The organism is Grimontia sp. THUN1695, from assembly GCF_059704325.2.
Map to the genome: position 1 here is coordinate 1,189,470 of NZ_AP046577.1, position 25,891 is coordinate 1,215,360.

Consider the following 25,891-nt stretch of genomic DNA (forward strand, 5'->3'; position numbering starts at 1 on the left):
TAATGGACATTATCGAAAAAAAACATCCACACAAAAATATAATAAATTGGTTTATTAAAAGAATAATCATAAAAGATTTTTTTAAAAAAAACAAACATGATAAGATGTCGAAAAGTGTAATTAATGATTACTATAAATTTAAAATATTTGACGAAAAATTTTATTTGTCAAACAATAAAGATGTTCAAGATTCAGGTATAGATGCTTTAGAGCACTATCTATCATATGGTTGGAAAGAAAGGCGTCAACCATCCCCATATTTTGATATAGACTATTACCTCAGTGAATATCCTGATGTATATGAGTCAGGACATGAGCCATTATCTCATTTTATTCAATACGGATGGTTAGAAGGTCGTAACCCTAGCTTAAAATTTAATACAAATTATTATTTGAATAAATACGACGATGTTAGAAATTCTGGCATGAATCCTCTGGAACACTGGATAGAATATGGTCACCTTGAGAAAAGAAAATGTAATGTTAAATATATTGAAAGAACTTCAAGTGAAACTAATTTTCCAACAATAATATTTGTTTCTCATGAAGCGTCAGGCAGTGGAGCTCCTGCAGTTTTACTGACTCTAATGGATTGGATTAAAGAGAATACAAATATCAACTTTTCGATTATAGTTGGGTCTTCTGGTCCATGGAATAATAAATTCAAAAATATAGCACCTACATTTTTTTTCGATAAACCTCATACAGAAAAAGATATTCGAGATTTTTGTGGGAATAATGTTCAACTAATATATGTTAATACTATTGTGGCAGCTCGTTATGCCAACTCCTTGAGTTTCTTACATGCGGAGTTTATTACACATGTTCATGAGATGGAAAATGTGTTTAATATGTTTGATGATGAAGTAAAGATATTGAGTGGAATTTGTAGGAAATATATATCCGTATCGTCAGGCAGCACCAAAGCAATTGAAAATAAAATAAATGGTGTTGATATTCATCACATCAAACCATTTATTGCACCGTACCAAAGGAAAATGAAAATTAGAAAGTCTAATAATAAAAAAGTCATCTTCGGATGTGGTGCCGTAGAAAAAAGAAAAGGTTTTGATATTTTTTGTGATGTTGCTAAAAAAATAAAAGCAAAAGGATGTAAAAATGTAGAAATGCATTGGATTGGCTCTGATGCTGGTAAGGACTTAAATGCAAATATGATCATAAATGAATGTGGTGTTTCAGATATTGTTAAATATCTAGGAGTAAAATCAAATCCAAGAGATTACTTTCATTATGCTGATCTTTTCTTACTCCCATCCAGAGAAGATCCATATCCATTAGTATGTATAGAGGCAGCAGAACATCAACTGCCAATAGTTTGCTTTGATGAACGTGCTGGTGATATGTTTAGTTTTGTTGAAGAAGATGCAGGCCAGGTTGTAGAGTACTTGAATTTAGATGCTATGAGTGATGCTGTAATGAAGTTAATCTCATCTGAAAATAGACTCAAAACTTTAGGTAAAAAAGCAAAACAGAAAGTAATAGATAGGCATTATGTATCATTTTTAGCGCCAAAAATTTTAGAACTGTTCCCTAAATTATCTCTAGTTTCTGGTTCTTCAGAAATTGAAGTTTATAAGGCAATAATTGAGAAGGCGAAAATAGTTTCTTTTGATATTTTTGATACATTAGTAACTAGAAAAGTATCAAAACCTGAAACTATATTTGATGTAATAGAATATAACCATACAGTTAATGAAACTGAAATGTTTTCTTTTTTTAAAGAGAGAGTGAAAGCTGCTGGAAATGTATTAAAATCATACAATGGTAAGCGTGATGATGTTAATATTGATGAAATATATGAATCAATGTCTATTTATAGTAATTCAAGAATAGAGAAAGATACAGAGATTAATGCTTGTGAGGTACAATATGTCGGTTATGAATTGTATCAATATGCATTATCCTTAGGGAAAATTATATATATTACTAGCGATATGTATCTGGATAAGGAAACCATAGCTTATATATTGAATGATAATGGTTATTATAAGTGGGATGAACTTTTTCTTTCATCTGAACGAGGGAATAAAAAAGATACAGGTCGATTATTTGAAGAGGTTATTTTATCAGCTAGAAATTTTGATGTGAGCCCTGAAGAGATTGTTCACATAGGTGATAGCTGGTGTGGAGATATTAAATGGGCTCGTAGGCTAGGCATTACGGCCATACGTTTTAATCCTATATATGAATCATCGGCGAATAATATCATCATCCCAGATGAAAAAGAATGTAATTTGTCTCAGGTAGGAAGAATTTGGAATTGCTTTTCAAAGCAAGCAACTAGAAAGTGGGTTTTGAAAAATTCGGAGTTGAGTAATGATTTTTTCATTAAACTAGGTATGGAGGTAACAGGCCCGCTAGCAGCTCAAATGGCGATACATACTAAAAGATTGGCAGATAAAGAAAAAGTGAAGAAAATCATATTTATGGCTAGGGATGGTCGTATAATAAAAAAAGCATTCGATATGATATACTCAAATGAGATAAAAGAAGGACATTATGAAACCTTATATTTGAATTTGTCTCGTGCTACTGTTATACCAGCTACAATGTCAAATCCACTGAGTTCAAGTGATTTGTATTTTTTGAGTGAAGGATTACATCTTGCAGAAAAACCCATCTCATATTTTATAGAAAAAGCTGGCCTTGACAAATCAAATGATAAAATTATTGAAAATGTATGTAGATATTTTGGGTCATTAGAATTTATACCTAAAGAGGATGATCTTCCAAAATTTTCAATGCTATTTGAGGAGCTGTCCAATCAAATTTTTGAACAAAATAAAAAGTACCGTGAAGGATTGATTTTATATCTTGAACAATATGGTATTTTAAATGAAAGTCAAGTAATTATCGTAGATGTTGGATGGTTTTTAAATATTCAATCCCGACTTGTATCATTCTTAAAAAAATATAAATCAAAAACTAAAATAATAGGTAGCTATTTCGGTTCAAGAGAGAAAACTAATAAATCTATAAATCAATCGTCATTGATTTATAATTTTGGAGAGCCGGTGAAATATGCTAGATTTATTGACGATAATGTAACTCTTTTTGAGCTTCTTTTTTCATCACCAGAGGCTTCTGCATCTTACATTGATATTTCCGATGGTAAAGCCAGAGTTGATTTTAAAACGTTAACAGTTCCTTTTACAAAAGAGTTTCAAGTTGCACAAAAAATACATATGGGGGCTGAGTTTTATTTCGAATATTTATCTAATGAGGTAGGGAGGGTGCTTCCAGAGCAAACATCACAAGATTATGTATACTATCTTTTTAAATCGTTGGTAGAAACAGATGACAAGTTAGCAATTTCAGAGCTAACTAATTTTGAAATTCGTGTTGGAGGTCATCACGAATTTATAACCTATCAAGATCTACTAAAAAAAGATGATTTTATTGATTATATTCCTAAACCTATGGATGAATACTTTGAACCTATTGAATATGTAACAAATAAAAATGATAATATAACATTGATTGTTACAAGTGCTGGTTTAAATAATGGCTCTACGCGTTATAGAGCATTAAACTATGCAGAAAAGTTACAGAGTGACGGTCATAATGCAGTTGTTTTACATGCCAAAACTGATATTTTTAAATTCAAAGTCTATTTAAATAAAGTAGATAAAGTTATTTTTCAACGTTGCTTTTCAGCACAAGGTAACGTGAATGATTTTTTTGATTTGGCGAGAAAATATAAAATTGAATGTATTTTTGAAATTGACGACTTGGTATTTCCAGAACATGTCAGTTTAATTGGCTCAGTAAGGGGAGGGGAATGGGATAAGCAGGAAGCAATGCTTATAGCTAAGTCTTATGAATCATTTATGTTACAAACAGATCGCTGTATAGTATCTACACAGGCATTAAAGGAATATATAGAAAATACTTATGGTTTATTTTGCGAGGTTGTACATAATAAAGTTAGCATTAGAAAATATAAAGATAAGGTTTTGAATAAAGGAGAGCGATTAAAATTGATTTATTCGTCTGGAACTTTTTCACACAAGGAAGATTTTTCAATTATTGAGAATGATTTATATCATCTATTAGTAGATAACCCTAAAATACTTTTGTCATTGTTGGGATCTACGCCAGTGTCTGGAAGGATTTTAGCATTGCCAAATGTTAGTTGCTACCCATTGCTCCCGTATAACTCTATGCTAGATTTTATTGCCAAACATCATTTAATGTTGGTTCCGTTGGCTGATAATATATTTAATCATTCGAAGTCAAATGTAAAATATATAGAGTGCCAAGCAGTTGGAGTGGATGTTTTAGCTTCTGGTGTTGGTGAGTATTCTTCTTCTATTAGTGAAAACATTATTTATTTTAATGATTTTTTTAGTAAATAATCCGCTATTAATATTATTTGAGAATTTAAATGTTAAATGATTTTATAAAATATAAGGAAAATAATGGTATAGCATATCTTCTAAATCCTAAAGTTGCTTGTACAACTATTCAGAATTCTTTATTGGGTGGTAAAGTTGAGAATGTACATAACATAAATAATTTCCCACCATATTATGATACATCTGCACCTATTTTTACAGTTGTTAGAAATCCATTTACTAGAATTATTTCTGCATATTTAGATAAGGTTAAGAGTAAAAATGATTTAGTTGTATGGGAGAGATTCTGTGAATCAATTGGTATTGTTTGTAAATATGACATCTCATTTAGTGAATTTATAGATATATTATATCACCATCCAATTAAAAATGCAGATAAACACTTTAGACCTCAGATCTATAATTTTCATGGCATTACACCTTCTTTTATTGGGTATATAGAGGATATGGATTCTGTAGAAAGTTTTTTGTTAACCTTTGGTATTATTTTACTAAATAAAACACCACATAAAACTAATGCCGAGATGCAAAAGCATATATTATTAAAAGATAATGAAATAGTTAATAAAATCATTGACATTTATCAATGTGATTTTAATGCTTTTGGTTACTCTGAATCTCCCTTTTTTTTCTTTGATAGAAATCCAATTATGCAATTAAAAAATATTCCAGATGATATATTAAAAATGAATGTATGTAAAAATGAAAGTCTTGTAGATGTTTGTCGTGATGCAGCTACTGTTTTAGAAAAAGAGAGACCATATTTGGCATGGAAACTGATTTCTATAGCTTCAAAATTAAGGCCTAATGGCCCTGTTATCAACGATATTAAATATAACTTAGAAAGATTGTTATTCAAATAATGAATTTCCATGAATGTTTTTATCTGAAAAATAGCATTTGTATTTTTGTTTTAAAGTGTTGTTTGTTATAAATTTAGTGTGTCATTTTATATTCGTAAGTCAATGTCATAAGTATTGGTGAGATATCTATTCCTAGGTCCTAGATAAAATACCAAGTAATTTATATAACAATAATAAATAAATTTTGAGGAAAAACCATATACCCGTGATCATTGAAGATGCTTGATTTTCATCGGTATGAGGATCATGCTACGCCCCATGAAAGTGACTCTGACCTACAAGCAAAAACATGAACTCGAAAACCAGCACGATAAAACGCGTGATGGTCGAGTGCGTGACCGTATTAAAGCGGTACTGCTTGCTTCTGAAGGTTGGAGTACTGCCATGATTTCTCAAGCCTTGCGTATTCACGAAACCACCGTTCTCCGTCACCTTCACGATTACGCGCAGTCCGAGAAACTCAAACCTGAAAATGGTGGGTCCAGCAGTGGCTTATCGGCTTCACAGACGATGGCGCTCATCGAGCACTTAACAGAGGTGACCTATCACCATACTCACCAGATTGTTGCCTATGTTCTGGCGCAATTCGGCGTCTGCTATACCGTCGCTGGCATGAACAAGTGGCTGCATCACCACGGTTTTAGCTATAAAAAGCCTAAAGGTGTCCCTCACAGGTTTGATGAGGCTAAACAGCAAGAATTTGTCGAAGCCTACAAGGCACTTAAGTCCAGCTACGGCAAAGAGGAAACTATCCTGTTCATGGATGCGGTTCATCCCACTCAGGCCACCAAACTCTCTCATGGCTGGATACGTACTGGGCAGGACAAAGCGATTGAAACCACGGGAAGCCGCAGTCGCCTCAACATTGTGGGGGCATTAAATCTCTCTGAGATTGGCCGCACTGTTATCGATAATTACGAGAGCATCAACAGCGAAAACATCGTTAGGTTTTTGTGCAAGCTGAGAGAAAGCTACCCACTGACGCATAAGCTCCACCTCATTCTGGATGGTGCAGGGTATCACCGAAGCGACTTAGTAAAAGACGCCGCCTTTGTGCTGAATATCGTCCCAACCTCAATCCGATAGAACGGCTTTGGAAAGTGATGAACGAGCAGGTAAGGAACAATGTCTACTTCAAAAGTAAACGGGATTTTGAAGCGGCTATTGGCCGATTTTTCACTGTGATCCTTCCACAAATCGCAGGCTCTTTAGCGTCTCGTATAAATGATAATTTTCAAGTGCTCAATCCTGCATCTTCAAGTTGAATGGGTATATGACATTAAAAGATAGACTAAAGAAAATAAATGTAATTAAAGCTTTTTATAAGGGATTTCTTTTATCGTCTCCATTATATCCATATCTCAAAGAAAAAATATACTTGAATTCTCAATGTGAGAGAATTGATAATAATCTTAAGGTAAGCACCTATACAACTCTATTTTCAATAATCATCCCAACATACAAACCCGATCTGGTTGTTTTTAAATCAATGCTTGATTCAGTCATGGATCAAACTTATGAACACTGGCAACTTATCATCGTTGATGATGCTTCAAATTGCCAAGCGTTGAGTGATTTTCTGATAGCGTTCAATGATAACCCCAAGATTAATATTGTTACCCAACAAAAAAATGGGCACATATCAAAAGCATCAAATACCGGGTTAGAGTTTGCAAAAGGTGATTACGTATTACTGCTTGATCAGGATGATACGCTTCACCCTGAGGCATTAAAATGTGTGGCCTATTATCTTGAGCAGAATCCAAATGCCCGTGTGCTCTACAGCGATGAAGACAAAATAGATGCGAAAGGTAATCACCATACTCCTCACTTTAAACCAGCTTTTAACCCTGATCTGCTGTATTCACATAACTACATGTCTCACTTAGGGGTGTATCAACGCGAGTTAGTGGAAAACGTCGGCGGTTTCCGTGAAGGCTATGAAGGCAGTCAGGACTATGATTTACTGCTTCGTTGTCTTGAACACTGTAAACCCGAAGAAGTAGTACATATTCCCTATGTGCTTTATCACTGGCGGGCTGTGCCGGGTTCGACGGCATTTGCAGAATCTGAAAAAGGGTATGCGCAGGATGCGGGCTTAAGGGCGTTGCAAGATCATCTCGGCCCTAAAGGTGTGACAGTCGAACTTGGCAAACTGCCAAATACATATCGTGCCCGTTGGCCCATTCCTGCAAAGGCGCCCTTGGTTTCAATCATCATACCCACCCGGAATGGCAAAGCGTTAGTGGAAAGGTGTGTGACCTCTCTTTATGAGAAAAATGACTATCCCCATTTTGAAGTGTTATTGGTGGATAACCAAAGTGATTGCAGTGAGTCAAAGGTGCTGTTTAAACAATTGGAACTGGCAGGCAAGGTGCGACTGCTCACGTTTGATGCGCCGTTTAATTATTCTGCCATTAACAACATGGCGGCAAAACACGCGAAAGGCGATGTGTTGCTCTTGCTAAATAATGATGTGGAAGCCATCAACCCTGATTGGTTAAGGGAAATGGTCTCTCATACTATCCGACCAGATATTGGTTGTGTGGGGGCAAAGCTTTATTACCCTGATGGCAGGTTACAGCATGCAGGTGTCATTACTGGTCTTGGTGGTGTGGCTGGTCATTCACATAAATATTTCCCTGGCGATCATCCTGGTTATTTTAAACGCCTACAGATTGTTCAGAATTTGAGTGCTGTGACGGGAGCTTGCCTGGCAGTGCGTAAAAGCGTGTTTGAACAGATGGGAGGACTGAATGAGAAAGATTTAGCCATTGCATTTAATGACGTGGATTTTTGCCTGAGAGTGCGTGACGCCGGGTATCGTAACCTCTGGACACCTTATGCGACGCTGGTACACCACGAAAGTGTTAGCCGGGGAGCAGAAAACAGCCCAGAGAAAATAGCCCGCTTTCAACGCGAAATCGCCTACATGAAACAAAAGTGGGGGGAGTCTTTACTCAATGATCCGAACTACAGCCAATGGCTGACCTTGGATCGCGAAGATTTTTCTTACCGTTAGGGGCAGTATGAATAAAAATGTGGTCATTCATGTTGGGCCAGGAAAAACCGGCAGCTCTGCGTTGCAGGTCTGGCTTAACAGTCATCATAAGATCTTATTTCAACACGGCATTTTCTATCCGGAACACACCGTCGATACGAACGGTATCAGTTCAGGCAATATTGATACCATTGCAAACCATAATCAGAACGGCTCCCGCACGTTAAATGAAAAGAAATTAACGCGCTTACTGAATGAATTTGAACAGAGTGAAGCTCATACCCTTTTATTATCGTCAGAATACTTTTTTACAATGCTGAGGCCGCTCTTTACGCAATTACCAAAAGCATGTTACGTAGGATTTATTCGTGATCCGTTAGATCTCCATGAATCGGATTACAATCAAAGGGTGAAGCTTCACAGCCATTACTTACCATTCCATGCCTCCCTTGCTTCATTTCCGGCGATAGATGCTTTTGCGCGGGTGATGGATGATTGCAAGGGCATCAACCTCCAATTGCGCTCTTATGGCAGAGGACTGTTTTATGGTGGTTCGATTGTCTCTGACCTGCTGTTCTTGATTGCGCCAGAATTTGCGTTGCTTGAGGATGAAACCATAGACTGTGCCAGGGTGGTGAACCCAAGCTATGACTACGCTACCCGTGAGTTTAAACGCCTGCTTAACTATTTTCCGATCCAGCATTTGGAGCTGGCGCTACACCGTCAGTTACAAAAACGCCCAGCATCAGATGTATGTATTTCAGTGATTCCTGAAAAGGCGCAAACATCGGCTAACATCGCCCATATAAAACACCTTGAGACGTTTATTAAAAATCGACAAATGGAAAGTTTGGCGCCTTTGCTGGAAGTACTAAAAGACAGACCACTAAAGGCATACAAAAATCAGGATGCAAGCCCGCAGGAGTTGTTGTCTGTCGCTCATTGGCTTGAGGAAAACGACAGTGTGCTGTTTGGGAAAATCTGCAAAATTGTGGATAAGCACCGTTATTTCTACCTCGACAACCCTGCATTTTGGGCGGCTTTATCTGTGCCATTAAGGAATAGGGATGATAAATGGTGGAAAAATGAGGACGAAGAAGAGAGAACAGCAATAAACTGCGCACCGATTTGTAATAAAAGCCTTGCTACATTTAAGCAGCGAACAAGGGTCGGGGCTGATGTTCATCCTCCCCACCTTTTAGCCAGCATGGGGGAGTTCGCATTACAAAATGGCGAGTATCAATACGCGGAGCGATTACTGACCCAAGCATTGCAACTGAATCCAAGGCAGTTAATTGCGTTGCAGCACATTAATGCAGCAAGGAGCGGATTAAAAAGAAATAACTACTGAGCGACGGTTTCACCCAATTATTTATAATAAAAAGGCGATTTAGGATGATATATGCGATTTGTTGTTTCAGTAGTATCTCATGAACATGAAGAAATGATTATCAACTTTGGCACACTTAGAATGTTGTCATCGTTGAATAATGTGGTTGTGATTTGTCGTGATAATGTCCCTTCTTCCTTACTTAAAAATTACTGTGACGATCTTGGTGTCCATTATATTGCTAATAATAAAGAGAGAGGGTTTGCAGAGAATAATAATCTGAATTTTCTCTATTACATGGATAAAATTAAAAGAAAAAAGAATGATATTTTCTTGTTAGTCAATCCTGATATTATTTTGTCAAGGCAGGCATTTAAGGTTTTTTCCAATAAAAGAGAACTCTTTTTCAACAATGTTGTTACGGTTAATTTATTTTTGGATGAAAGTTTTACCCGTCAAGATCATAATGTAAGACGATATCCAACATTTTACGATTTTCTCTCCTCTTACCTGTTAAATAAAAACAAAACCATTATTTTTCGAGAAGAGAATAGCTTGCCTGAAGACGGCGTGTTTTGGACCAGTGGTGCATTCCTTGCTGTATCTGTAAATAATTTTCTCAAAATGAATGGCCTTGATGAAACCTACTATATGTATTGTGAAGATGTTGACTTCTGCCGTAGAGCATCATTGCGTGGAATAAAAGTGAAAGTGATATTGAACAGCCGGGTTGTTCATACGCGCAGTCGAGACAGTAGGAAATTTTTATCAAAATACTTCTTTTGGCATGTCTCTGGTGTAGTGAAATATGTTTTCTTTCGAGGAGAGTCATGTCAACCTAAACGTTCATCATTAACAGTCTTAAAATAAAGGCTTTTAGAACGATAATCATGTTATTTACTGCTATCTATCATCATTGTATTGATATTGTGTTAGCAACATATAATGGTGAAAAGTATATTGAAGAACAAATAAAATCGGTACAACGTAATTACGGTTATCAGTTTCTTGTAAACAGTGTTATCGTGGTGGATGACGGTTCCAGTGATAATACCGTATCTATCGTAAAACGGTTAGCCATCAATGACAGTAAAATCCGTATTTATGTCAATGAAAATTCTTCATTGGGGGCAATAAAAAACTTTGCTCGCGGGGCATATATTAGCCAGGCGAATTTTATTATGTTCTGTGACCAAGATGATGTATGGCTGGAAAATAAAATATCCGTCACATTTGATAGCATGATAAATCATGACACCACTTTGCCACATCTGGTTTTTTCTGATTTGAAGATTGTAGATGCTTCACTGAATACTATTTGTGACTCGTACTTTACAGCTAAAAAAATCCCCAAAAACTGGCACGCCGATATGAATAATCTGGTTAAGCAGAATGTCGTCTCGGGCTGTACCATGATGGCAAACCGGGCATTGTTGCAAAAAGCATTACCCATCCCCAACGAGGCGTGTATGCATGACTGGTGGTTTGCTCTGGTTGCAAAAACAGAAGGTAAACTGACCTTTGTCGATCAAGCATTGATGCTTTACCGGCAACATGAAACCAACGCCATAGGGACTGGGGACAAGAATCCTCTTGGGCTGTTTAAGCGAATTTATCGCTTCAGGCAAAATGCAGGCAACAGTGTAAAACAAGCGGGGGCACTGTCTGCCCGCTATCCTTATTTGGCGAGCCAATATCCTGCAGTGGCAGCGCTCAGTCAACAGGTAACGCGTTCGCGTCTTCTCAATACTTATTCCGCATTATTTGGTGAGTTACGGAGAAGTTCCTTTCAAGGAAGTCTTGCGATGGCATTGTATTGCCTGTTTTTTTCTGGCTAGTCACGCCGGTTTATAGGGCAAGAGCATGAACATGCCCCAAGCCGATTTTGGCTGATACTTGATTACGTATGCTCTGCTCTTGCCTGCTTTTTGGGCTCTACTTGCCGCTTAATCTGCTAAAGCCTTTGCCAAAAGGGTGATGGGGTGGATGGCTTCAAGTTGGGTGTTTTCATCCAGTTGCCATTTGCAGGTTTCGCAGTCAGTGACAATAAAATCAGCCTGTTGCGTCCGGATTTGGTCAAACAGGGCCTGCCCGATTTTGATTGAGGTGTCGTAGTTCTCGGTTTTAAATCCGTACGTGCCGGCACTGCCGCAACACTGACTATCCAACACCACCAATTCTAAATCCGGGATCAGCTTGAGCAGCTCTAACGTGAAAATGACGTTCCCGCTTCGCTCCAGGTGGCAAGGGGTGTGGTAGAGCACACGCAACGGTGTCGATTTCAGCTTGAGCGTTTTGCCTTCCATGATGCGTTTGAGTAAGAAACGGGTGACATAATAGATCTGGTCGGCGACAGCACTGTTGTCGACGTCAAGCACATGGGGATACTCTTGCTTGAGCGTAAGCGCGCAAGTCGACGAAGTAGAAAGCACCGGCATGGACTGAGGCAGTTGGCGTATCTCATCCATATTGATTTCGGCATTTTTCTTTGCTTTTTTGAAAAAGCCGTTGGCGATTAATGGGACACCACAGCACCGCTCTTTATCCAGCAATTGCACGCCAATCCCCATCGCGTTGAGCACCTTGACCAAATCCTTGCCCTGTTGGGGATTGTTGTAGTTCACGTAACAACCATGGAAGAAGCAAACCTGTTCTGCGAACTGGTTTTGTGTCTCTTTTTGTGAATCGAACCATTTTCGGAAGGTGGTACGGCTGTATGTCGGCAGCGATTTGTGTTCATCAATACCTACCGTATGGTGCATTAACTTTTTGACCGGTTTTATCGCTGTTAAGGTGTTCACCACAGGTGCCAGCGGGGCAGACAGCGATCCAAATAAATCCGTATGGCTCAATACATAGTCACGCAGCCGTTTAGGATTGACGGGGGCTTTTTCATGGTTTTTGCGCGCTAAGGCAATAATGTCGCCGATATTGACACCGGAAGGACAAGCCGTTTCGCAGCGCTTGCAGTTGGTGCACATTTTCAGGGCATCATCGTAATAGGTTGCATCTTTCAGGCGAAGCCGTTCACCGTCTGGCCCGCACTGTTTAGGGCCAGGGTAGAGTGGATTGGCTTTGGCAACAGGGCAGTAGACAGTGCAAACCGTGCATTTCAGGCACTGTTCAAACCGGGTTTCTCGTTGGGAATGTTGCGCTGTGTTCATGCTGTTGCCTCTTGCTTTGTATCCATATTTTCTTTTTGCCATATTGCAGCGGCATAGCCGGTTGCAATTGAAACGCCGCCGCCACAGCCTTCTTTCACCGGGTCAAACCCACCCAACACACTCCCCACACAACGTAAGTTCGATACGGTTATGCCTTGAATAGAAGGGTGGAGCCTGTCGTCTGTCACCACGCCACTGCTGATGTAAGGATGGGCATCCAAAAAGCCTGCGCTGTATCTGTCATCCCGATGAGAAGGGGCGATAACGTCCAATCCAAACACAGGCTCAAATATACGCTCTTGTGTGGAAACCAAGCCGTGGCTGAAAAAGCTGCCGCTGGCGAGCACAAATTCGGCGGCTCTTAAAGGCACGTCTCCCATTTTTTGTGTGTGGATACCTTCAACATGCCAAACTTTGTTATGCGTTTTCATGCTGGCGCTTGTTACGCAGTCGCCTTTGAGGACGGTGCCCCCCGCCTGGGCAAACGCTCGGTGCAAGGCATCGGAGATACGAATCCCAAGCAGGGAAGGCGGCATCGTCGGGACTTCATGAAAATTCAGGTGAGTTTCTTTTTGCAGGCGGGCCATATATTCTTGCCCGTCACCATTACCGAATACACAAGGCAGTATCACCAGATCCCGGGGAGTCGCGTAACGGGTAAGTTGGTCGCGCAGCGCGTTGTAAAGCGATGGTTCACGCAGCGCCCTTGCATAGTCAATGGCGCGTTTGGCACGCATTCTATCGTCATTGGACTCGGGCAAAACGATGGAAACTGGCTTAACAGGAACACCGACAAATTGTGGTAGCTGTGCAATATTTTCTGCGGCGACATTGGCCTGAAAATCACGGAAGCCTTCGATACCGGCAACGATTACGCGCTCAAATCCATGCGGTTGTTGATCATCCAGCAACAGGCTGAATACCTGTGATAACCAGGTCGCTTTGAGTGTGCCAAAGGGGGTGATACGCCAGTGATTTTGCAAATCATCCAACTGGTGGAAATAAATGCCCTGTGCCTGCATTAAGGCATTGAACCAAGCCAGTGATGCCTGCGTGTGCTCAACGCCCACTTTTCGGTAAGGGTGAGCATGGCCAGCCGGCAGTTGGGAAATGGCATTCAATGGATATCTGACAGGCGCGTGTGTTTGCGGATCTTTTGCCAACACATCAATCGAACCTGAAGCAAAGTGCAGGCTTCCTTCACCTTGGCTGATCAGGGCTGTTTTCCGGCCTTGTTGGGCGCTTTTAATGGCGGCACAGTAACCCGCTAAACCACCTCCAATCACAATGGTGTCAAACGTTAGCATTGGCATCCTCCGCTCTTTTTTCAGTGTGTTGCTGTCGTTTTTCCGGTAGCTCATTACTGCCCATCAGTGCTTCATAAATCCAATAGCTGTATTCAGATTCACGCAATGCATCACCCCATAAAATGGGCTTTGCCCCTTTCCAACGCTCTTCAAGGAATTCGACCAGCAGGTGCGCCGCATTGGCATCTGAGTATTGTTGGAACAGACTGGCTGCGCGGTATGCACACAGCTCCCCCTGGCATGGGCCCATTCCCAGGCGGGTGCGGCGGCGCAAGTCAATCAGGTTGTGAACATCCAATGTCTGGATGGCGTAATGAATTTCACCGGCGGTCACCATTTCACATTCACAGATAATGGTGTCGCTGTCTTTACTGTTACCAAGAAAAGCCGCTGCGCGTTCGCCATGACGATACACCGCACTTTCGTAAACCGGTTTGGCTAAACTTGCGGTTTTCTTTGCAGATTTCGGTGGTGTGGCTGCCCCCGGCAACAACCGAGTATGCGTGGTGCACGGAGTAGTATTTCCAAGTTTCTTCGCGACCAGATCAGTTGTCCATTCCGCCATCAGGCGGCAGGTCATCAGCTTGCCGCCGGTAATGGTGATAAACCCGTCCAGACCATCACGTTCTTGGTGATCCAATAGCACGATGCCACGACTGATATCTCTACCACTGCCATCATCATTGACAGCAACCAGTGGGCGCACTCCCGCATAGGCCCGCAGGATCCGGCTATTCGCCATAATCGGTGCCAGCTTGGTGCCTTCTTCGAGCAGGATATCGACTTCATCGCTGGTGACATGTAAATCGTTTATTTCGCTGTAATCGATATGTTTGGACGTGGTGCCAATCAACGAAATCGTGTCTCCGGGCACCAGAATGTCGGCGTCAGAAGGGGGACGGCAGCGGTTAAGCACCACATTGTTAATGCGGTAATCCAGGATCAGCAACGAACCTTTGGCCGGGAACATTTTGATCCGTAAATCGGCATATTCCGCAATGCCCTGGCCCCAGATACCGGCCGCGTTTACCACCTGATGGGCATAAATATCAAAAGGCTGACGCTGGCGGGAATTGTAGCAATGCACGCCAATGATCTGATCCTGTTCTCGGATCAAACCTGTCACTTTAGTGTGGGTAAATACTTTCCCCCCTAACTCTTTAGCATCAAGGATATTGGAAGAACACAAGCGGAACGGATCGAGCGTACCGTCCGGTACACGTACAGCGCCTAATAAGGAAGGGTTGGCATTGGGCTCAATTCGCAGCGCTTCCTCGCGTGTCAGGCGCTGGGCATCGATCCCGGCTTTATGGCACGCATCAATAAATGTCGGCTGAAAGTTGATGTCATCTTCCGGCAGTGTCAGATAAAGGCCGTCGGTTTCTTCCACACAGTGTCTGGCAATGCGTTTCAAAATCCGGTTTTCTTGAATGCATTCTTTGGCGGAGTGGCTGTCAGTGACAGCGTAACGGGCACCTGAATGAAGCAAACCATGGTTTCGCCCCGTGGTGCCGGATGCCAGATCATCCTGTTCCAGCAATATCGCATTGATTCCTCGAAGCGCACAGTCGCGCAAGATAGACGTGCCCGTCGCACCCCCACCAATGATAACGACATCCGTCTCAAAATGTGCCATGCCCAAATCCTCATATAACTGATGGATTTATTTTGGCATTGTCATTTTCGTTTTGATATGAATTCACTCACACAAATGAGCGAACGAGCGATAATGCATTAAAGATTTCTGCCTTTTTAGTTCTTTTAAACTATCTTTTAGTCGAACAGTATTGTGAGCTCTTTGTTTGGTAAATGTAAATTATTTGGGCATTAATGTTTTGTTTAAACTTATAATTAGTCATTTAACCTAATAGAAGTCTATTTAATAGTTGACATGGATAACAAAAATTCGCGTTTCAAAAACGAAATTTGTGCTCGTTCGCTCATTTGTAATTTTGTTGAGTAGTGGTTTGTCGAGTTATGCGTATATTGAGCCTCACTGGTGAGAGGGAAAGTGACCTTTGCGGCTTTGGTGAACGTTTGCAGGCCGCAAAGGTGAATGCACTTTTTAACCACATAAAAACGAGGAGGTCATCATGACTAACAACCGGCAACACACGCTGCTGGGCCAGTGCATTGCAGAGTTTATCGGTACGGGGTTACTCATCTTTTTCGGCGTTGGATGCGTTGCTGCGTTGGTACTTACCAATGCAGAATTCACACAATGGGAAATAAGTATTGTCTGGGGCTTAGGCGTTGCCCTTGCTATTTACTGCACAGCGGGTGTTTCTGGGGCTCACCTTAATCCGGCAGTGACTATCGCCCTTGCTGTATTCCATGGTTTTAATAAATCCAAAGTCGCGCCTTATATCTTGTCTCAATGTTTGGGGGCTTTTTCTGCGGCGGCGCTGGTGTATTTCCTCTACAGTCCACTGTTTACAGACTATGAAGTGGCACATGGTTTTACGCGCGACAGCGTTGAAGCATTGGCGACGGCGGGTATTTTCTCTACATATTCCCATCCATCGCTCTCATTCTTTGGTGCGACCATGGTGGAGTTTGCCATTACTGCTGTGCTGATGTTTGGCATCCTGGCGTTAGGGGATGAAAACAATGGTGCCCGCCGTGGTGCGATGAACCCGCTGTTGATTGGTATTTTGATTGCGGTTATCGGTGGTTCTTTAGGGCCTTTGACTGGCTTTGCTATGAACCCAGCGCGTGACTTTGGCCCTAAATTCTTCGCGTTTATTGCTGGCTGGGATTATGCGTTGACTGGTGCTAAGGATATTCCTTACTTTATCGTGCCTATTCTTGGCCCCATTGCGGGTGCATGTTTCGGTGCGTGGATTTATCCAAAAGCCATTGGTCTTTTCCTGCCGACAGTGGGCACCGGTTGCACCATTCCCAACCAATGTGATGACTCAACTGAAGCTGCCCAAATCTAAATAATGAATAAAAACAAAAGGTATAGAACAATGACAAATCAAAAATATATCGTCGCTCTGGACCAGGGAACTACAAGCTCCCGCGCAGTTGTGCTGGATCATAATGCCAATATCGTAAGCAGTTCACAGCGTGAATTTACTCAGATTTATCCGCAGGCAGGCTGGGTAGAGCACAACCCAATGGAGATTTACGCGACACAAAGCTCTACCTTGGTCGAGGCGTTGAGTAAAGCGGGCATTCGCAGCGATGAAGTTGCCGGCATCGGTATTACTAACCAGCGCGAAACCACCATCGTCTGGAACAAAGAAACCGGAAAGCCAGTTTACAACGCCATTGTATGGCAATGCCGCCGCACAGCGGAAATCTGCGAAGAACTGAAAGCGCGTGGTCTGGAAGAATACATACGTGAAAATACCGGGCTGTTGCTCGACCCGTATTTCTCAGGCACCAAAGTAAAATGGATTCTTGATAATGTAGAAGGCGCCCGTGAAGATGCGCAGGCCGGTAAATTACTGTTCGGTACAGTAGATACCTGGCTGGTTTGGAAGATGACTCAGGGCCGCGTTCACGTCACCGATTACACCAACGCATCACGCACCATGCTGTTTAACATCAATGAGATGACCTGGGACAGCAAGATCCTTGATGAGCTGGGCATTCCGGCGAGCATGATGCCAGAAGTGAAATGCTCGTCTGAAGTTTACGGCCAGACCAACATCGGTGGTAAAGGCGGCACACGTATTCCTATCGCAGGTATTGCCGGTGACCAACAAGCTGCATTGTTTGGACAGATGTGTGTAGAAGCAGGGCAAGCGAAAAACACGTATGGCACAGGCTGTTTCCTGTTGATGAACACCGGCAAGGAAAAAGTCACCTCCCGCAACGGCTTGTTGACAACTCTGGCTTGTGGCCCGAAAGGCGAACCGGCTTACGCACTGGAAGGTTCGGTATTTATGGGTGGCGCGTCAATTCAGTGGCTGCGTGATGAAATGAAGCTGATTGCTGACGCAAAAGACTCTGAATACTTTGCAACGAAAGTGGATACATCAAACGGCGTTTATGTGGTGCCAGCCTTTACCGGCTTAGGTGCACCTTACTGGGACGCATACGCACGTGGCACCATTGTTGGCCTGACTCGCGGCGCAAATGCTAACCATATTGTCCGCGCGACGTTGGAAAGTATCGCGTACCAAACCCGTGATGTACTGGATGCCATGCAGGCAGATTCCGGCATTGAGTTGAGCGCACTGCGTGTAGACGGCGGCGCGGTACACAACAACTTCCTGATGCAGTTTCAGGCGGATTTGCTGAACACAGAAGTGCACCGTCCGCAGGTCACCGAAGTAACAGCACTCGGCGCTGCGTATTTGGCTGGTCTTGCGGTTGGCTTCTGGAATGGCATTGACGAGCTGCAAAACAAAGCAGTTCTCGACCGTTCATTCACCCCGGATGGCAATGAAGAAAAACGTGCCCAGCGATACAAAGGCTGGAAACGTGCCGTGAAATGCGCGCAGATTTGGGCAGAAATCGAAGAGTAATGCCCTGACATACTCCACGTAAGTAAAAGTCCTGCCTGAAAGAGCAGGACTTTTTTGATCGGTATATTGTGGGTTGGGAAGGAGGCAGGGAATTTGCGAATCAGGATAATGGGGTAAGGAGCAAGATGCAAAAAAGCCTGCTCGAAAGCAGGCTTTTGAAGTGGTGGGCGATACCGGGCTCGAACCAGTGACCCCCTCCTTGTAAGGGAGGTGCTCTCCCAACTGAGCTAATCGCCCGAATAAATGCTTAGGATGCCCTGAAAGGGTAGTGCATTTATTGGAATTTGGTGGGTCTAGGCAGACTCGAACTGCCGACCCCTACCATGTCAAGGTAGTACTCTAACCAACTGAGCTATAGACCCAAATTCTGATCCCATTCTAGTCAGGTATAGAATGGTGCGTCCGGGCAGACTCGAACTGCCGACCCCCGCCATGTCAAGGCGATACTCTAACCAACTGAGCTACGGACGCAAAGTGTTTTCTTTTCAGATTGAAGCATGGTGCGTCTGGGCAGACTCGAACTGCCGACCCCTACCATGTCAAGGTAGTACTCTAACCAACTGAGCTACAGACGCATATCTTAGTGATATTCAGCGCTGCTTCCCCTGAAAGCGGGATGAATATTAGCGAGTAGGGCTGGGCTGCGCAAGCGCAAAACAGGACTTTTTTGCGTCCAGACGCGCGTTTGATGCTTTGCTGCACAATTTGCGCTTTCTTACGCCAGAAATTTGGGTGCCCATTTGCTATTTGTGGTTGCACTGGCCGGATTTTAGGCGTTATGCACCCACCTGAACATTGCAGCGTTTGAACAGTTTTTGCCAATAACTCACGTGATCTTTCACTGACTGTTGGAAAAGGCGGTAATGTTCTCCGCCAAAATAGGCTGCGTTAAAGTCTGAAAATGCACGGTTTTCCGGTAATTGGCGGTGTAATTTCTGAAGGGCAGGCTGGGCGTCGAGATAAAGGCCGTTGATGTTAGACAAATACGGCTGCACCTCACCGACAAAGAATTTGTCGAACACGTTCCTGAGGTAGTTAAAGCGAGTAGGGTCGCGGTTGGGACCACAACTTACCCGTGGATCGTCCCGGTGTAGTTGTTTAGTGATGGTGTTCAGCCAACGGGTGCTTTCATCCATGGAAAAAAATACCGCACCGAGGTAGCGCTGTTTCTCGATGGGCTCCTGGGTGTGTACGATGCCAGCCCTTTGTTCTAACAAGCCTGCATAAGTATTGATGGCAAGGAGCGCTTCGCTGTGGGGAAACGGCTGGTCTGGCGCGATAAGGTTAGTAGAAGGAGGCGTAAGCTGCTGTCGCCATGCATCGCTACTGGTCAGGGTGTTCAGGTACACAATCGGCAGTTGCGCCTGCTTTTGCTTCTGTACTGTTTCAAGCTGAACTTTCAGCGAATCACTGTCAACCTGCAACAAGCAGCGTTCCAGCGTTGCCAATAGCTGGAATTCGTAGCTTAGTTGGCGAAAAGCATCCTGGACTTTACCTAGGATGGAATTCCTGTCTGCAACCAACTGAAAAAGGCCACACTCCCTGAGTTCGTATGCATCCAGTAGGCCCATGCGCACATCTTTCAGTGGTTGTTGAAGGTCCCGCTTTCTGGGAAGCGCGATGTAGATACTGTTTTCGAGGGGAACGGGCTCTGTATTCACCACGTTGGCAAGGCGGGTTTGATAGTTTTCAAACTGCGTGCGGGCTTTGTCTGGCTCAAAACATCCAGATAAAAAGAACACGAGCAAAATACGCAGGCATTGCTTTAAAACCATCAGATTACCGTTGGGTTGTTGTTTAATCACTGGTACGGAGTATAAAAGATATGGGATCGGATTGGGCTGACTGGGCATGAAAATCCCGGCACTGGGCCGGGATGTGTGAGGGGTTTATGTTTTCTAATAGCGTGGGCGTTATTTTTCTGCCATCGCCAACTGAAACTCGTCAGATTGTTTGCGAATCCAGTGAAGGCGCATGCCGAGCATGATAGCGGCAGAGGTAAGACCAATGATGATGCCCACCCAGAAACCATAGGCGCCCATTGGTGCCACAATCCAGTCTGTCAGACCAAGGATGTAACCGGTCGGTACGCCCAATACCCAGTAAGCGATAAAAGTGCGCTCGAAAATTGCGCGCATGTCCTTATACCCACGCAAGGCACCGGCAGCGACCACTTGGATAGCATCGGTACATTGATACACCGCAGCCAGCAGCATCAGGTTGGCTGCAATGGCAACCACTTCCGGATTGCTGTTGTAAAGGTGAATGATCGGTTCGCGAAAAATTACCGTGAGAGCAGCCGTGATCACTGCGGTGCCAAGACCAATCAGGATGCCGAGTTTCACTGCCCTTGCTGCACCTTCGGTGGATTTTTCACCGAGCTGGTGGCTGACACGGATACTTACCGCAGTGCCAAGGCTCATCGGCAACATGAAGATCATCGAAGAAAAGTTAATCGCAATCTGGTGCGCGGCGACGACAGTCGAGCCCAACGGCGCGATCAGCAGGGCGACAACAGCGAACATGGTGACTTCGAAGAAAAGGGCCGCAGCAACAGGCAGGCCCATCTTGAAAATGCGCCACAAGCCCGGAAAGTCAGGTTTCGCAAACTGGGCAAATGCATCAATGCGCTGCAGCCGTTTGCTAAGTTTGATGTAGATAAACATCGACACCAACATCAGCCAGTAAACAATGGTTGTTGCGACGCCACAGCCTACAGCCCCTAGCTCAGGGGCTCCAAACTTGCCGTAAACGAAAATCCAGTTTAGCGGCACGTTGGCAGCCAGGCCGATAAAGCCAATCACCATGGCAGGGATAGTCAGTGACATTCCTTCTGCCAGGTTTCGCAACACCTGAAACAACAGGAACGCAGGAACCGCCAGGATCACCGCATACAGATAACCAATGGTTTTTTCTGCCAGCGCGGCTTCAACATCCATGTAGTTAACGATATGTCCGGCGTTGTAGAGGATGAGCCCAATGGGTACGGAGAGTATAAGGGCCATATAGACGCCCTGTTGTACCTGAAAAGGTATTTTTGCCTGACGGCCAGAGCCATTGAGCTGTGCGATGATCGGTACCATCGCCAGCAGAATACCAATACCAAACAGGATCGAAGGCAACCAAACGCTGGTTGCGACAGCGACCGCCGCCATGTCAGTCGCGCTGACACCACCGGCCATAACAGTATCAACAAAACCCATCGATGTTTGCGCGAGCTGCGCAATAAAGACGGGGATCCCTAATTTGATGATGGATTTGGCTTCAAGGTGATAATTTTGCACCTACAACTCCAGAGAAAAGAAAAAGAGCAGAAAAAGGACAGGACATTATACGTTTGCCAAGCAAATCGACAATCGATACTGTGGTTTAACAGCAGTATTTTTAGATAATTTATGTCCAGTCTCCGGTAGCGTCAGGTGGTTTGTATACCATGCTCCTTATTTTATACGCCAGTGCTTCTTGCAGAGCAATGCGCTACGTTTTGCGCATATAACAAAGAAAAAGCCAGCATCATCGTTGCTGGCTTTTGTGTGTCGACGGTATTGTGTTAGAAGATTTGTTCGTCGTCAGCATCTACGAATAAGTGAATGGTTTTATGTTGGGAATCGATTTGTAGATTAAGATGAATAGCGTTACAACACGCTGGGCAATCATCGTAAAAATCCTGATCGCCACCACTGGTATCCAAAGTAATACGAATCCTGTGTCCGCAATGCGGACAATCGATCCCTCTTTCGGTAAAGTTTTGCATGTTCAACTCCCTCTCTGAACTGCGAGCCTACAACGTGACGAAGGAAAGGTAGTCATTTCCTGAATCGTTCACATGTATTCATTCTAAAAACTCAAGAATGTTTGCTCAGTAAAATAAGACGAAACTATGACCACGTACCGGAATTTGAATTGAATTATTTAAATGCAATAGATTTCATTGGTTTTATATCCAGCACGCCGATAGAGATACGTAACCAAGTGTTAAAAAGTGTACGGTAAAAATACGTTTTGCGAGGGCGATTCAAAGGTGAGTTGAAAAAACAGGACAAACGCGACAAATCTGCCCTGTCTTCACGAATTAAAGCCCTAATATTTCTTGGGTTAATTCGTTGAGTGAGCGAAGTTTCACGTCACTAATGACCCACTGTGGTTTGTCTGCAACCTGATGTTCTGGCACCACAATTGTGCGCATCTGGGCTGATTTCGCCGCCAGCAATCCGGTGAACGAGTCTTCAAACGCCACGCAATATTGAGGGTCGATGCCAAGACCTTCGGCTGCATTAAGATAAACCTCCGGATGGGGCTTGCCGTATTTCAGGTGTTCTGCAGAGTACCGTTGTTCGAACCAGTCATCCAGTTCCAGTGCTGTCAGTGTTGCGTTGATCAGTTTCAATGGAGACGAAGAAGCGAGAGCAATGCGTAGATTGGCTTCTTTGCACAATGTCAGCGCGTGTATAACGCCAGGCATCATGGGTTTGTGAATCGATACCAGTTCGATGACTTTATCAAGGATCATATTACAGACCGCTTCGCAGGAAAGGCTTTCCCAGCCTTGGGTCTCGTAATAGTGTTTAACGATCTGGTCGATGCGGATACCTGTGGTATCAATGGTGTCTTGCCTGCTTATTTGTACACCAAGTTCTTGAAAAACGGCAAGCTGGGCGTCTTGCCAGAACGGTTCAGAATCGACCAGCAGGCCGTCCATATCAAAAATAGCTGCTTGGATCATGAAGATGGGTTCCTAAGAAAGTCAAAAGGCGCCGAAACGCCTCACTCTATATTTTTAGAAGGAACATACTAAATCAATTCAATCCCAGTTTGTTGATTAATGCCTCAGTTTCAGTCAAGTAGGGGCCGCCGAACAGCAAACAATGGTTGAGCATGTGGTAAAGGTTGTAAATGTCTTTCCGCGCTTCAAATCCCGGATCGAGTGGCCACACTTCCTCGTAGCCTTTGTAGAAGCTTTCGGGGAATCCACCAAACAGATGCGTCATGGCTATATCCACTTCGCGATCTCCCCAATAACAGGCAGGATCGTAGATGACAGGACCACTCATGGTGGATGAAGCATTACCTTTCCATAAATCACCATGGAGTAAACTGGCTTTAGGTTGGTGACCAGTCAGGCGCTCTTTCACCTCATTAACAATGCGTTCGACATCGCCAAACGACATGCCGCGTTCTTCAGCCAGTTTTAGTTGAAAGCCAATGCGGTGATCGGCAAAAAAGTTTCCCCATTTGCGGTGCCAACTGTTTCGTTGCTCAGTAGTACCAATGAAGTTATCAATATCGAAGCCATACTCGAGCTGTTCTCCCCATTTGTGAAGGTTGGCCAACTCTTTGCCAAGCAGGTAAGCATTTTCGTCATCCAGTGGTTTCATGGGAATGAAGTCGAGCACCAGTACCGATTTCTCTTTGATAATGCCAATGTAGACAACCTGCGGGATAGAGACTTCTCCGCTGTTGGCAAGGTGGCGCAAGCTCTCTGCTTCAGCTTCGAAAACGGGGAGGTTATCCCTGGCATTTATCTTTACGAAGAAGCGCATGTTTCCGCATGCAATGGAGTAACACTCGTTTATATCACCACCGTCGATCGGTGTCTTTTCTTCAACCTCAAACCGTTGGCCCAGAGTAAGCGAAAGCTGAACTGAGAGCGAATGCCACATATTGCACCTCTTCATTGCAATGAAAATTGGTGTGATAACAAAATAGTAGCGCAATCTTGTCACAGTGATATGTGTGTAAACCCACAATATCTGCTGGAAAAAGGGATTTTATTTGAAATAAAACAAAGCCCCGTCAAAACGGAGCTTCGCGATTGGTTTTGACGTGCTACAAGCTGGGTAACAAGTGGGCGGGCATGTATTTGTTGTGGCTTGCTTGTTTTAGGTGCGTATTGGCTTTTTCAATGTCAGGGGCAAAGTATCTGTCCTTGTCATAAAAAGCGACATGGCTTCGAAGTTCAGCCTTAATTTTCTCGAGCTGCAATGTAGTTTTAAGTGGTGTGCGAAAATCCAGCCCCTGGCAGGCAGCAAGTAATTCCACGGCGAGTATCCCACGGGTATTCTCGGCCATATCAGAAAGACGTCGCCCGGCAAAGGTGGCCATAGAAACATGATCTTCTTGGTTTGCCGATGTGGGCAGGCTATCTACGGAAGCGGGATGTGCCAGTGTTTTGTTTTCGCTAGCCAGCGCAGCAGACGTTACCTGCGCAATCATAAAGCCGCTGTTCACACCGCCGTTGTCAACAAGGAAGGGAGGCAGTTTGCTAAGGCTGCTGTCGATAAGCAGTGCCATGCGCCGTTCGGAAAGGCTCCCTATTTCTGCGATTGCCAGAGCAAGGTTGTCGGCTGCCATCGCCACGGGCTCAGCATGAAAATTGCCGCCGGAGATGATGTCGCCATCCTCACAGAACACCAAAGGATTATCTGACACCGAGTTGGCTTCAATTTCCAGCACATCGGCTGCGTGGCGAATTTGCTGCAAACATGCTCCCATCACCTGTGGCTGGCAGCGCAGGGAATAAGGATCTTGCACTTTTTCACAGCCTTGGTGACTGTCCCCAATTTCGCTGCGGCTTTCGAGTAAATGGCGATAAGCCTCTGCGGCATCCATTTGCGCACGGTGTCCGCGAACGTGGTGAATACGAGGGTCAAAAGGACGGCGGCTGCCAAGCGCGGCTTCCACGGAAAGTGCACCACATGCCGTGGCAGATGCAAACAAGTCTTCAGCCGCAAACAGGCCTTCGAGTGCAAATGCGGTAGATGCCTGTGTTCCGTTCAGCAAGGCCAGACCTTCTTTCGGGCCAAGGGTGACAGGGTCAAGGCCGGCAATTTTCAGGGCCATTGCGCCGGAAATGATTTCGCCTTTATGTCTTGCCTGACCTTCGCCAAGCAGGACAGTGCTCATGTGGGCGAGGGGAGCAAGATCACCGGACGCACCCACCGATCCTTTCTTGGGAATACAGGGAAAGACTTCGGCATTAATCAGTGTTGCCAAGGCATCGACTACAGAGAAACGGATACCTGAATACCCGCGGGCGAGGCTTGCAATCTTCAGTACCATCATCAGGCGTACTGTGTTGTCATCCATAAAGTCGCCAATCCCTGCGGCGTGGGAAAGAACAATAGAGCGTTGCAAGGTTTCCAGATCGTCCAGTTCAATACGGGTGTTCGCGAGCAAACCGAAGCCGGTATTAATGCCATAAACGACGCGGCCTTCTTCAAGCACACTGGCAACGGTATCCACGCTTTCCTGCATGGTTTCTGCAACCCCGTCAGTAAAACTCACCTGTACGGATTCACGGCTTACCATGCGGAGTTGTTTGAGCGTCAACGCACCGGGTGTCATCACGAGTTTGTTCATTGTTGCT

General features: G+C 43.8%; 17 protein-coding genes, 4 tRNA genes and 1 pseudogene. 9 read left to right on the forward strand and 13 right to left on the reverse strand.

What is annotated here, in order from left to right:
• Positions 1 to 2 precede the first annotated feature (2 nt).
• The 7 genes and pseudogenes from AC6IB1_RS08975 to AC6IB1_RS09005 all read left to right on the forward strand — a co-directional run bounded on the left by AC6IB1_RS08975 (position 3) and on the right by AC6IB1_RS09005 (position 11,411).
• On the forward strand, positions 3 to 4,379 hold the full coding sequence (locus AC6IB1_RS08975; RefSeq protein ID WP_497568732.1) for a glycosyltransferase: 4,377 nt from the start codon (positions 3 to 5) through the stop codon (positions 4,377 to 4,379).
• Between the two features lie 29 nt (positions 4,380 to 4,408).
• Positions 4,409 to 5,242 (forward strand): sulfotransferase family 2 domain-containing protein, encoded by an 834-nt coding sequence (locus AC6IB1_RS08980; RefSeq protein ID WP_497568733.1) that lies wholly within the window; start codon positions 4,409 to 4,411, stop codon positions 5,240 to 5,242.
• Between the two features lie 258 nt (positions 5,243 to 5,500).
• Positions 5,501 to 6,507 (forward strand): annotated as a pseudogene (locus AC6IB1_RS08985) (IS630 family transposase).
• A gap of 8 nt (positions 6,508 to 6,515) precedes the next feature.
• Positions 6,516 to 8,264 (forward strand): glycosyltransferase, encoded by a 1,749-nt coding sequence (locus AC6IB1_RS08990; RefSeq protein WP_497568734.1) that lies wholly within the window; start codon positions 6,516 to 6,518, stop codon positions 8,262 to 8,264.
• Between the two features lie 7 nt (positions 8,265 to 8,271).
• A complete protein-coding gene (locus tag AC6IB1_RS08995; protein ID WP_497568735.1) occupies positions 8,272 to 9,594 on the forward strand; it encodes a hypothetical protein in 1,323 nt (440 codons plus the stop codon).
• 51 nt (positions 9,595 to 9,645) lie between these two features.
• Complete coding sequence (locus AC6IB1_RS09000) at positions 9,646 to 10,443, forward strand: glycosyltransferase family 2 protein (protein ID WP_497568736.1); 798 nt, start codon at positions 9,646 to 9,648, stop codon at positions 10,441 to 10,443.
• A 20-nt stretch (positions 10,444 to 10,463) separates the two neighbouring features.
• Complete coding sequence (locus AC6IB1_RS09005) at positions 10,464 to 11,411, forward strand: glycosyltransferase family 2 protein (RefSeq protein WP_497568737.1); 948 nt, start codon at positions 10,464 to 10,466, stop codon at positions 11,409 to 11,411.
• 108 nt (positions 11,412 to 11,519) lie between these two features.
• On the opposite strand, the gene glpC is transcribed toward AC6IB1_RS09005, so the two are convergent.
• Genes glpC through glpA form a run of 3 tightly spaced genes read right to left on the reverse strand, consistent with a single transcriptional unit; the run spans position 11,520 to position 15,680 of the window.
• Positions 11,520 to 12,737, reverse strand: a complete 1,218-nt coding sequence (gene glpC / locus AC6IB1_RS09010; RefSeq protein WP_497568738.1) for an anaerobic glycerol-3-phosphate dehydrogenase subunit GlpC — start codon at positions 12,735 to 12,737, stop codon at positions 11,520 to 11,522.
• Positions 12,734 to 14,044 carry a glycerol-3-phosphate dehydrogenase subunit GlpB gene (glpB, locus tag AC6IB1_RS09015; RefSeq protein WP_497568739.1) on the reverse strand — a complete coding sequence of 437 codons (1,311 nt, stop codon included), beginning with the start codon at positions 14,042 to 14,044 and terminating at the stop codon, positions 12,734 to 12,736. The genes glpC and glpB overlap by 4 nt, the downstream gene beginning before the upstream one ends.
• The gene (glpA, locus tag AC6IB1_RS09020; RefSeq protein ID WP_497568740.1) at positions 14,031 to 15,680 is read right to left on the reverse strand and encodes an anaerobic glycerol-3-phosphate dehydrogenase subunit A; all 1,650 of its coding nucleotides are present in this window, start codon (positions 15,678 to 15,680) and stop codon (positions 14,031 to 14,033) included. The genes glpB and glpA overlap by 14 nt, the downstream gene beginning before the upstream one ends.
• Before the next feature lie 457 nt (positions 15,681 to 16,137).
• On the opposite strand from glpA, the gene AC6IB1_RS09025 reads away from it, so the two are divergent.
• Both AC6IB1_RS09025 and glpK read left to right on the forward strand, forming a co-directional pair.
• Complete coding sequence (locus tag AC6IB1_RS09025; RefSeq protein WP_497568741.1) at positions 16,138 to 16,986, forward strand: MIP/aquaporin family protein; 849 nt, start codon at positions 16,138 to 16,140, stop codon at positions 16,984 to 16,986.
• A 30-nt stretch (positions 16,987 to 17,016) separates the two neighbouring features.
• On the forward strand, positions 17,017 to 18,525 hold the full coding sequence (glpK, locus tag AC6IB1_RS09030; RefSeq protein ID WP_497568742.1) for a glycerol kinase GlpK: 1,509 nt from the start codon (positions 17,017 to 17,019) through the stop codon (positions 18,523 to 18,525).
• Between the two features lie 161 nt (positions 18,526 to 18,686).
• On the opposite strand, the gene AC6IB1_RS09035 is transcribed toward glpK, so the two are convergent.
• From AC6IB1_RS09035 to hutH, 10 genes are all read right to left on the reverse strand, one after another.
• Positions 18,687 to 18,762: transfer RNA gene (locus AC6IB1_RS09035), tRNA-Val, on the reverse strand.
• A 48-nt stretch (positions 18,763 to 18,810) separates the two neighbouring features.
• Positions 18,811 to 18,887: transfer RNA gene (locus AC6IB1_RS09040), tRNA-Val, on the reverse strand.
• 32 nt (positions 18,888 to 18,919) lie between these two features.
• Positions 18,920 to 18,996 (reverse strand) — tRNA-Val (locus AC6IB1_RS09045).
• Positions 18,997 to 19,023: 27 nt separating this feature from the next.
• Positions 19,024 to 19,100 (reverse strand) — tRNA-Val (locus AC6IB1_RS09050).
• Between the two features lie 201 nt (positions 19,101 to 19,301).
• Positions 19,302 to 20,300 carry a DUF3080 family protein gene (locus AC6IB1_RS09055; protein WP_497568743.1) on the reverse strand — a complete coding sequence of 333 codons (999 nt, stop codon included), beginning with the start codon at positions 20,298 to 20,300 and terminating at the stop codon, positions 19,302 to 19,304.
• Between the two features lie 138 nt (positions 20,301 to 20,438).
• The gene (locus tag AC6IB1_RS09060) at positions 20,439 to 21,809 is read right to left on the reverse strand and encodes an MATE family efflux transporter (RefSeq protein ID WP_497568744.1); all 1,371 of its coding nucleotides are present in this window, start codon (positions 21,807 to 21,809) and stop codon (positions 20,439 to 20,441) included.
• 266 nt (positions 21,810 to 22,075) lie between these two features.
• Positions 22,076 to 22,279 (reverse strand): CPXCG motif-containing cysteine-rich protein, encoded by a 204-nt coding sequence (locus tag AC6IB1_RS09065; RefSeq protein WP_040529052.1) that lies wholly within the window; start codon positions 22,277 to 22,279, stop codon positions 22,076 to 22,078.
• A 318-nt stretch (positions 22,280 to 22,597) separates the two neighbouring features.
• Positions 22,598 to 23,248, reverse strand: coding sequence for a hexitol phosphatase HxpB (gene hxpB / locus AC6IB1_RS09070; protein WP_497568745.1), 651 nt, complete (start codon positions 23,246 to 23,248; stop codon positions 22,598 to 22,600).
• 73 nt (positions 23,249 to 23,321) lie between these two features.
• Entirely contained in the window at positions 23,322 to 24,185 is an 864-nt protein-coding gene (locus tag AC6IB1_RS09075; protein WP_497568746.1) for a fructosamine kinase family protein, read from the reverse strand.
• Between the two features lie 166 nt (positions 24,186 to 24,351).
• Positions 24,352 to 25,884, reverse strand: coding sequence for a histidine ammonia-lyase (gene hutH, locus AC6IB1_RS09080; RefSeq protein ID WP_497568747.1), 1,533 nt, complete (start codon positions 25,882 to 25,884; stop codon positions 24,352 to 24,354).
• Positions 25,885 to 25,891 lie beyond the last annotated feature (7 nt).

Bases quoted from the DNA above. Each gene is read 5' to 3' on its own strand.
- AC6IB1_RS08975 (WP_497568732.1), top strand. From the start codon at position 3: ATGGACATTATCGAAAAAAAACATCCACACAAAAATATAATAAATTGG.
- AC6IB1_RS08980 (WP_497568733.1), top strand. From the start codon at position 4,409: ATGTTAAATGATTTTATAAAATATAAGGAAAATAATGGTATAGCATAT.
- AC6IB1_RS08990 (WP_497568734.1), top strand. From the start codon at position 6,516: ATGACATTAAAAGATAGACTAAAGAAAATAAATGTAATTAAAGCTTTT.
- AC6IB1_RS08995 (WP_497568735.1), top strand. From the start codon at position 8,272: ATGAATAAAAATGTGGTCATTCATGTTGGGCCAGGAAAAACCGGCAGC.
- AC6IB1_RS09000 (WP_497568736.1), top strand. From the start codon at position 9,646: ATGCGATTTGTTGTTTCAGTAGTATCTCATGAACATGAAGAAATGATT.
- AC6IB1_RS09005 (WP_497568737.1), top strand. From the start codon at position 10,464: ATGTTATTTACTGCTATCTATCATCATTGTATTGATATTGTGTTAGCA.
- glpC (WP_497568738.1), bottom strand. From the start codon at position 12,737: ATGAACACAGCGCAACATTCCCAACGAGAAACCCGGTTTGAACAGTGC.
- glpB (WP_497568739.1), bottom strand. From the start codon at position 14,044: ATGCTAACGTTTGACACCATTGTGATTGGAGGTGGTTTAGCGGGTTAC.
- glpA (WP_497568740.1), bottom strand. From the start codon at position 15,680: ATGGCACATTTTGAGACGGATGTCGTTATCATTGGTGGGGGTGCGACG.
- AC6IB1_RS09025 (WP_497568741.1), top strand. From the start codon at position 16,138: ATGACTAACAACCGGCAACACACGCTGCTGGGCCAGTGCATTGCAGAG.
- glpK (WP_497568742.1), top strand. From the start codon at position 17,017: ATGACAAATCAAAAATATATCGTCGCTCTGGACCAGGGAACTACAAGC.
- AC6IB1_RS09055 (WP_497568743.1), bottom strand. From the start codon at position 20,300: ATGGTTTTAAAGCAATGCCTGCGTATTTTGCTCGTGTTCTTTTTATCT.
- AC6IB1_RS09065 (WP_040529052.1), bottom strand. From the start codon at position 22,279: ATGCAAAACTTTACCGAAAGAGGGATCGATTGTCCGCATTGCGGACAC.
- hxpB (WP_497568745.1), bottom strand. From the start codon at position 23,248: ATGATCCAAGCAGCTATTTTTGATATGGACGGCCTGCTGGTCGATTCT.
- AC6IB1_RS09075 (WP_497568746.1), bottom strand. From the start codon at position 24,185: ATGTGGCATTCGCTCTCAGTTCAGCTTTCGCTTACTCTGGGCCAACGG.
- hutH (WP_497568747.1), bottom strand. From the start codon at position 25,884: ATGAACAAACTCGTGATGACACCCGGTGCGTTGACGCTCAAACAACTC.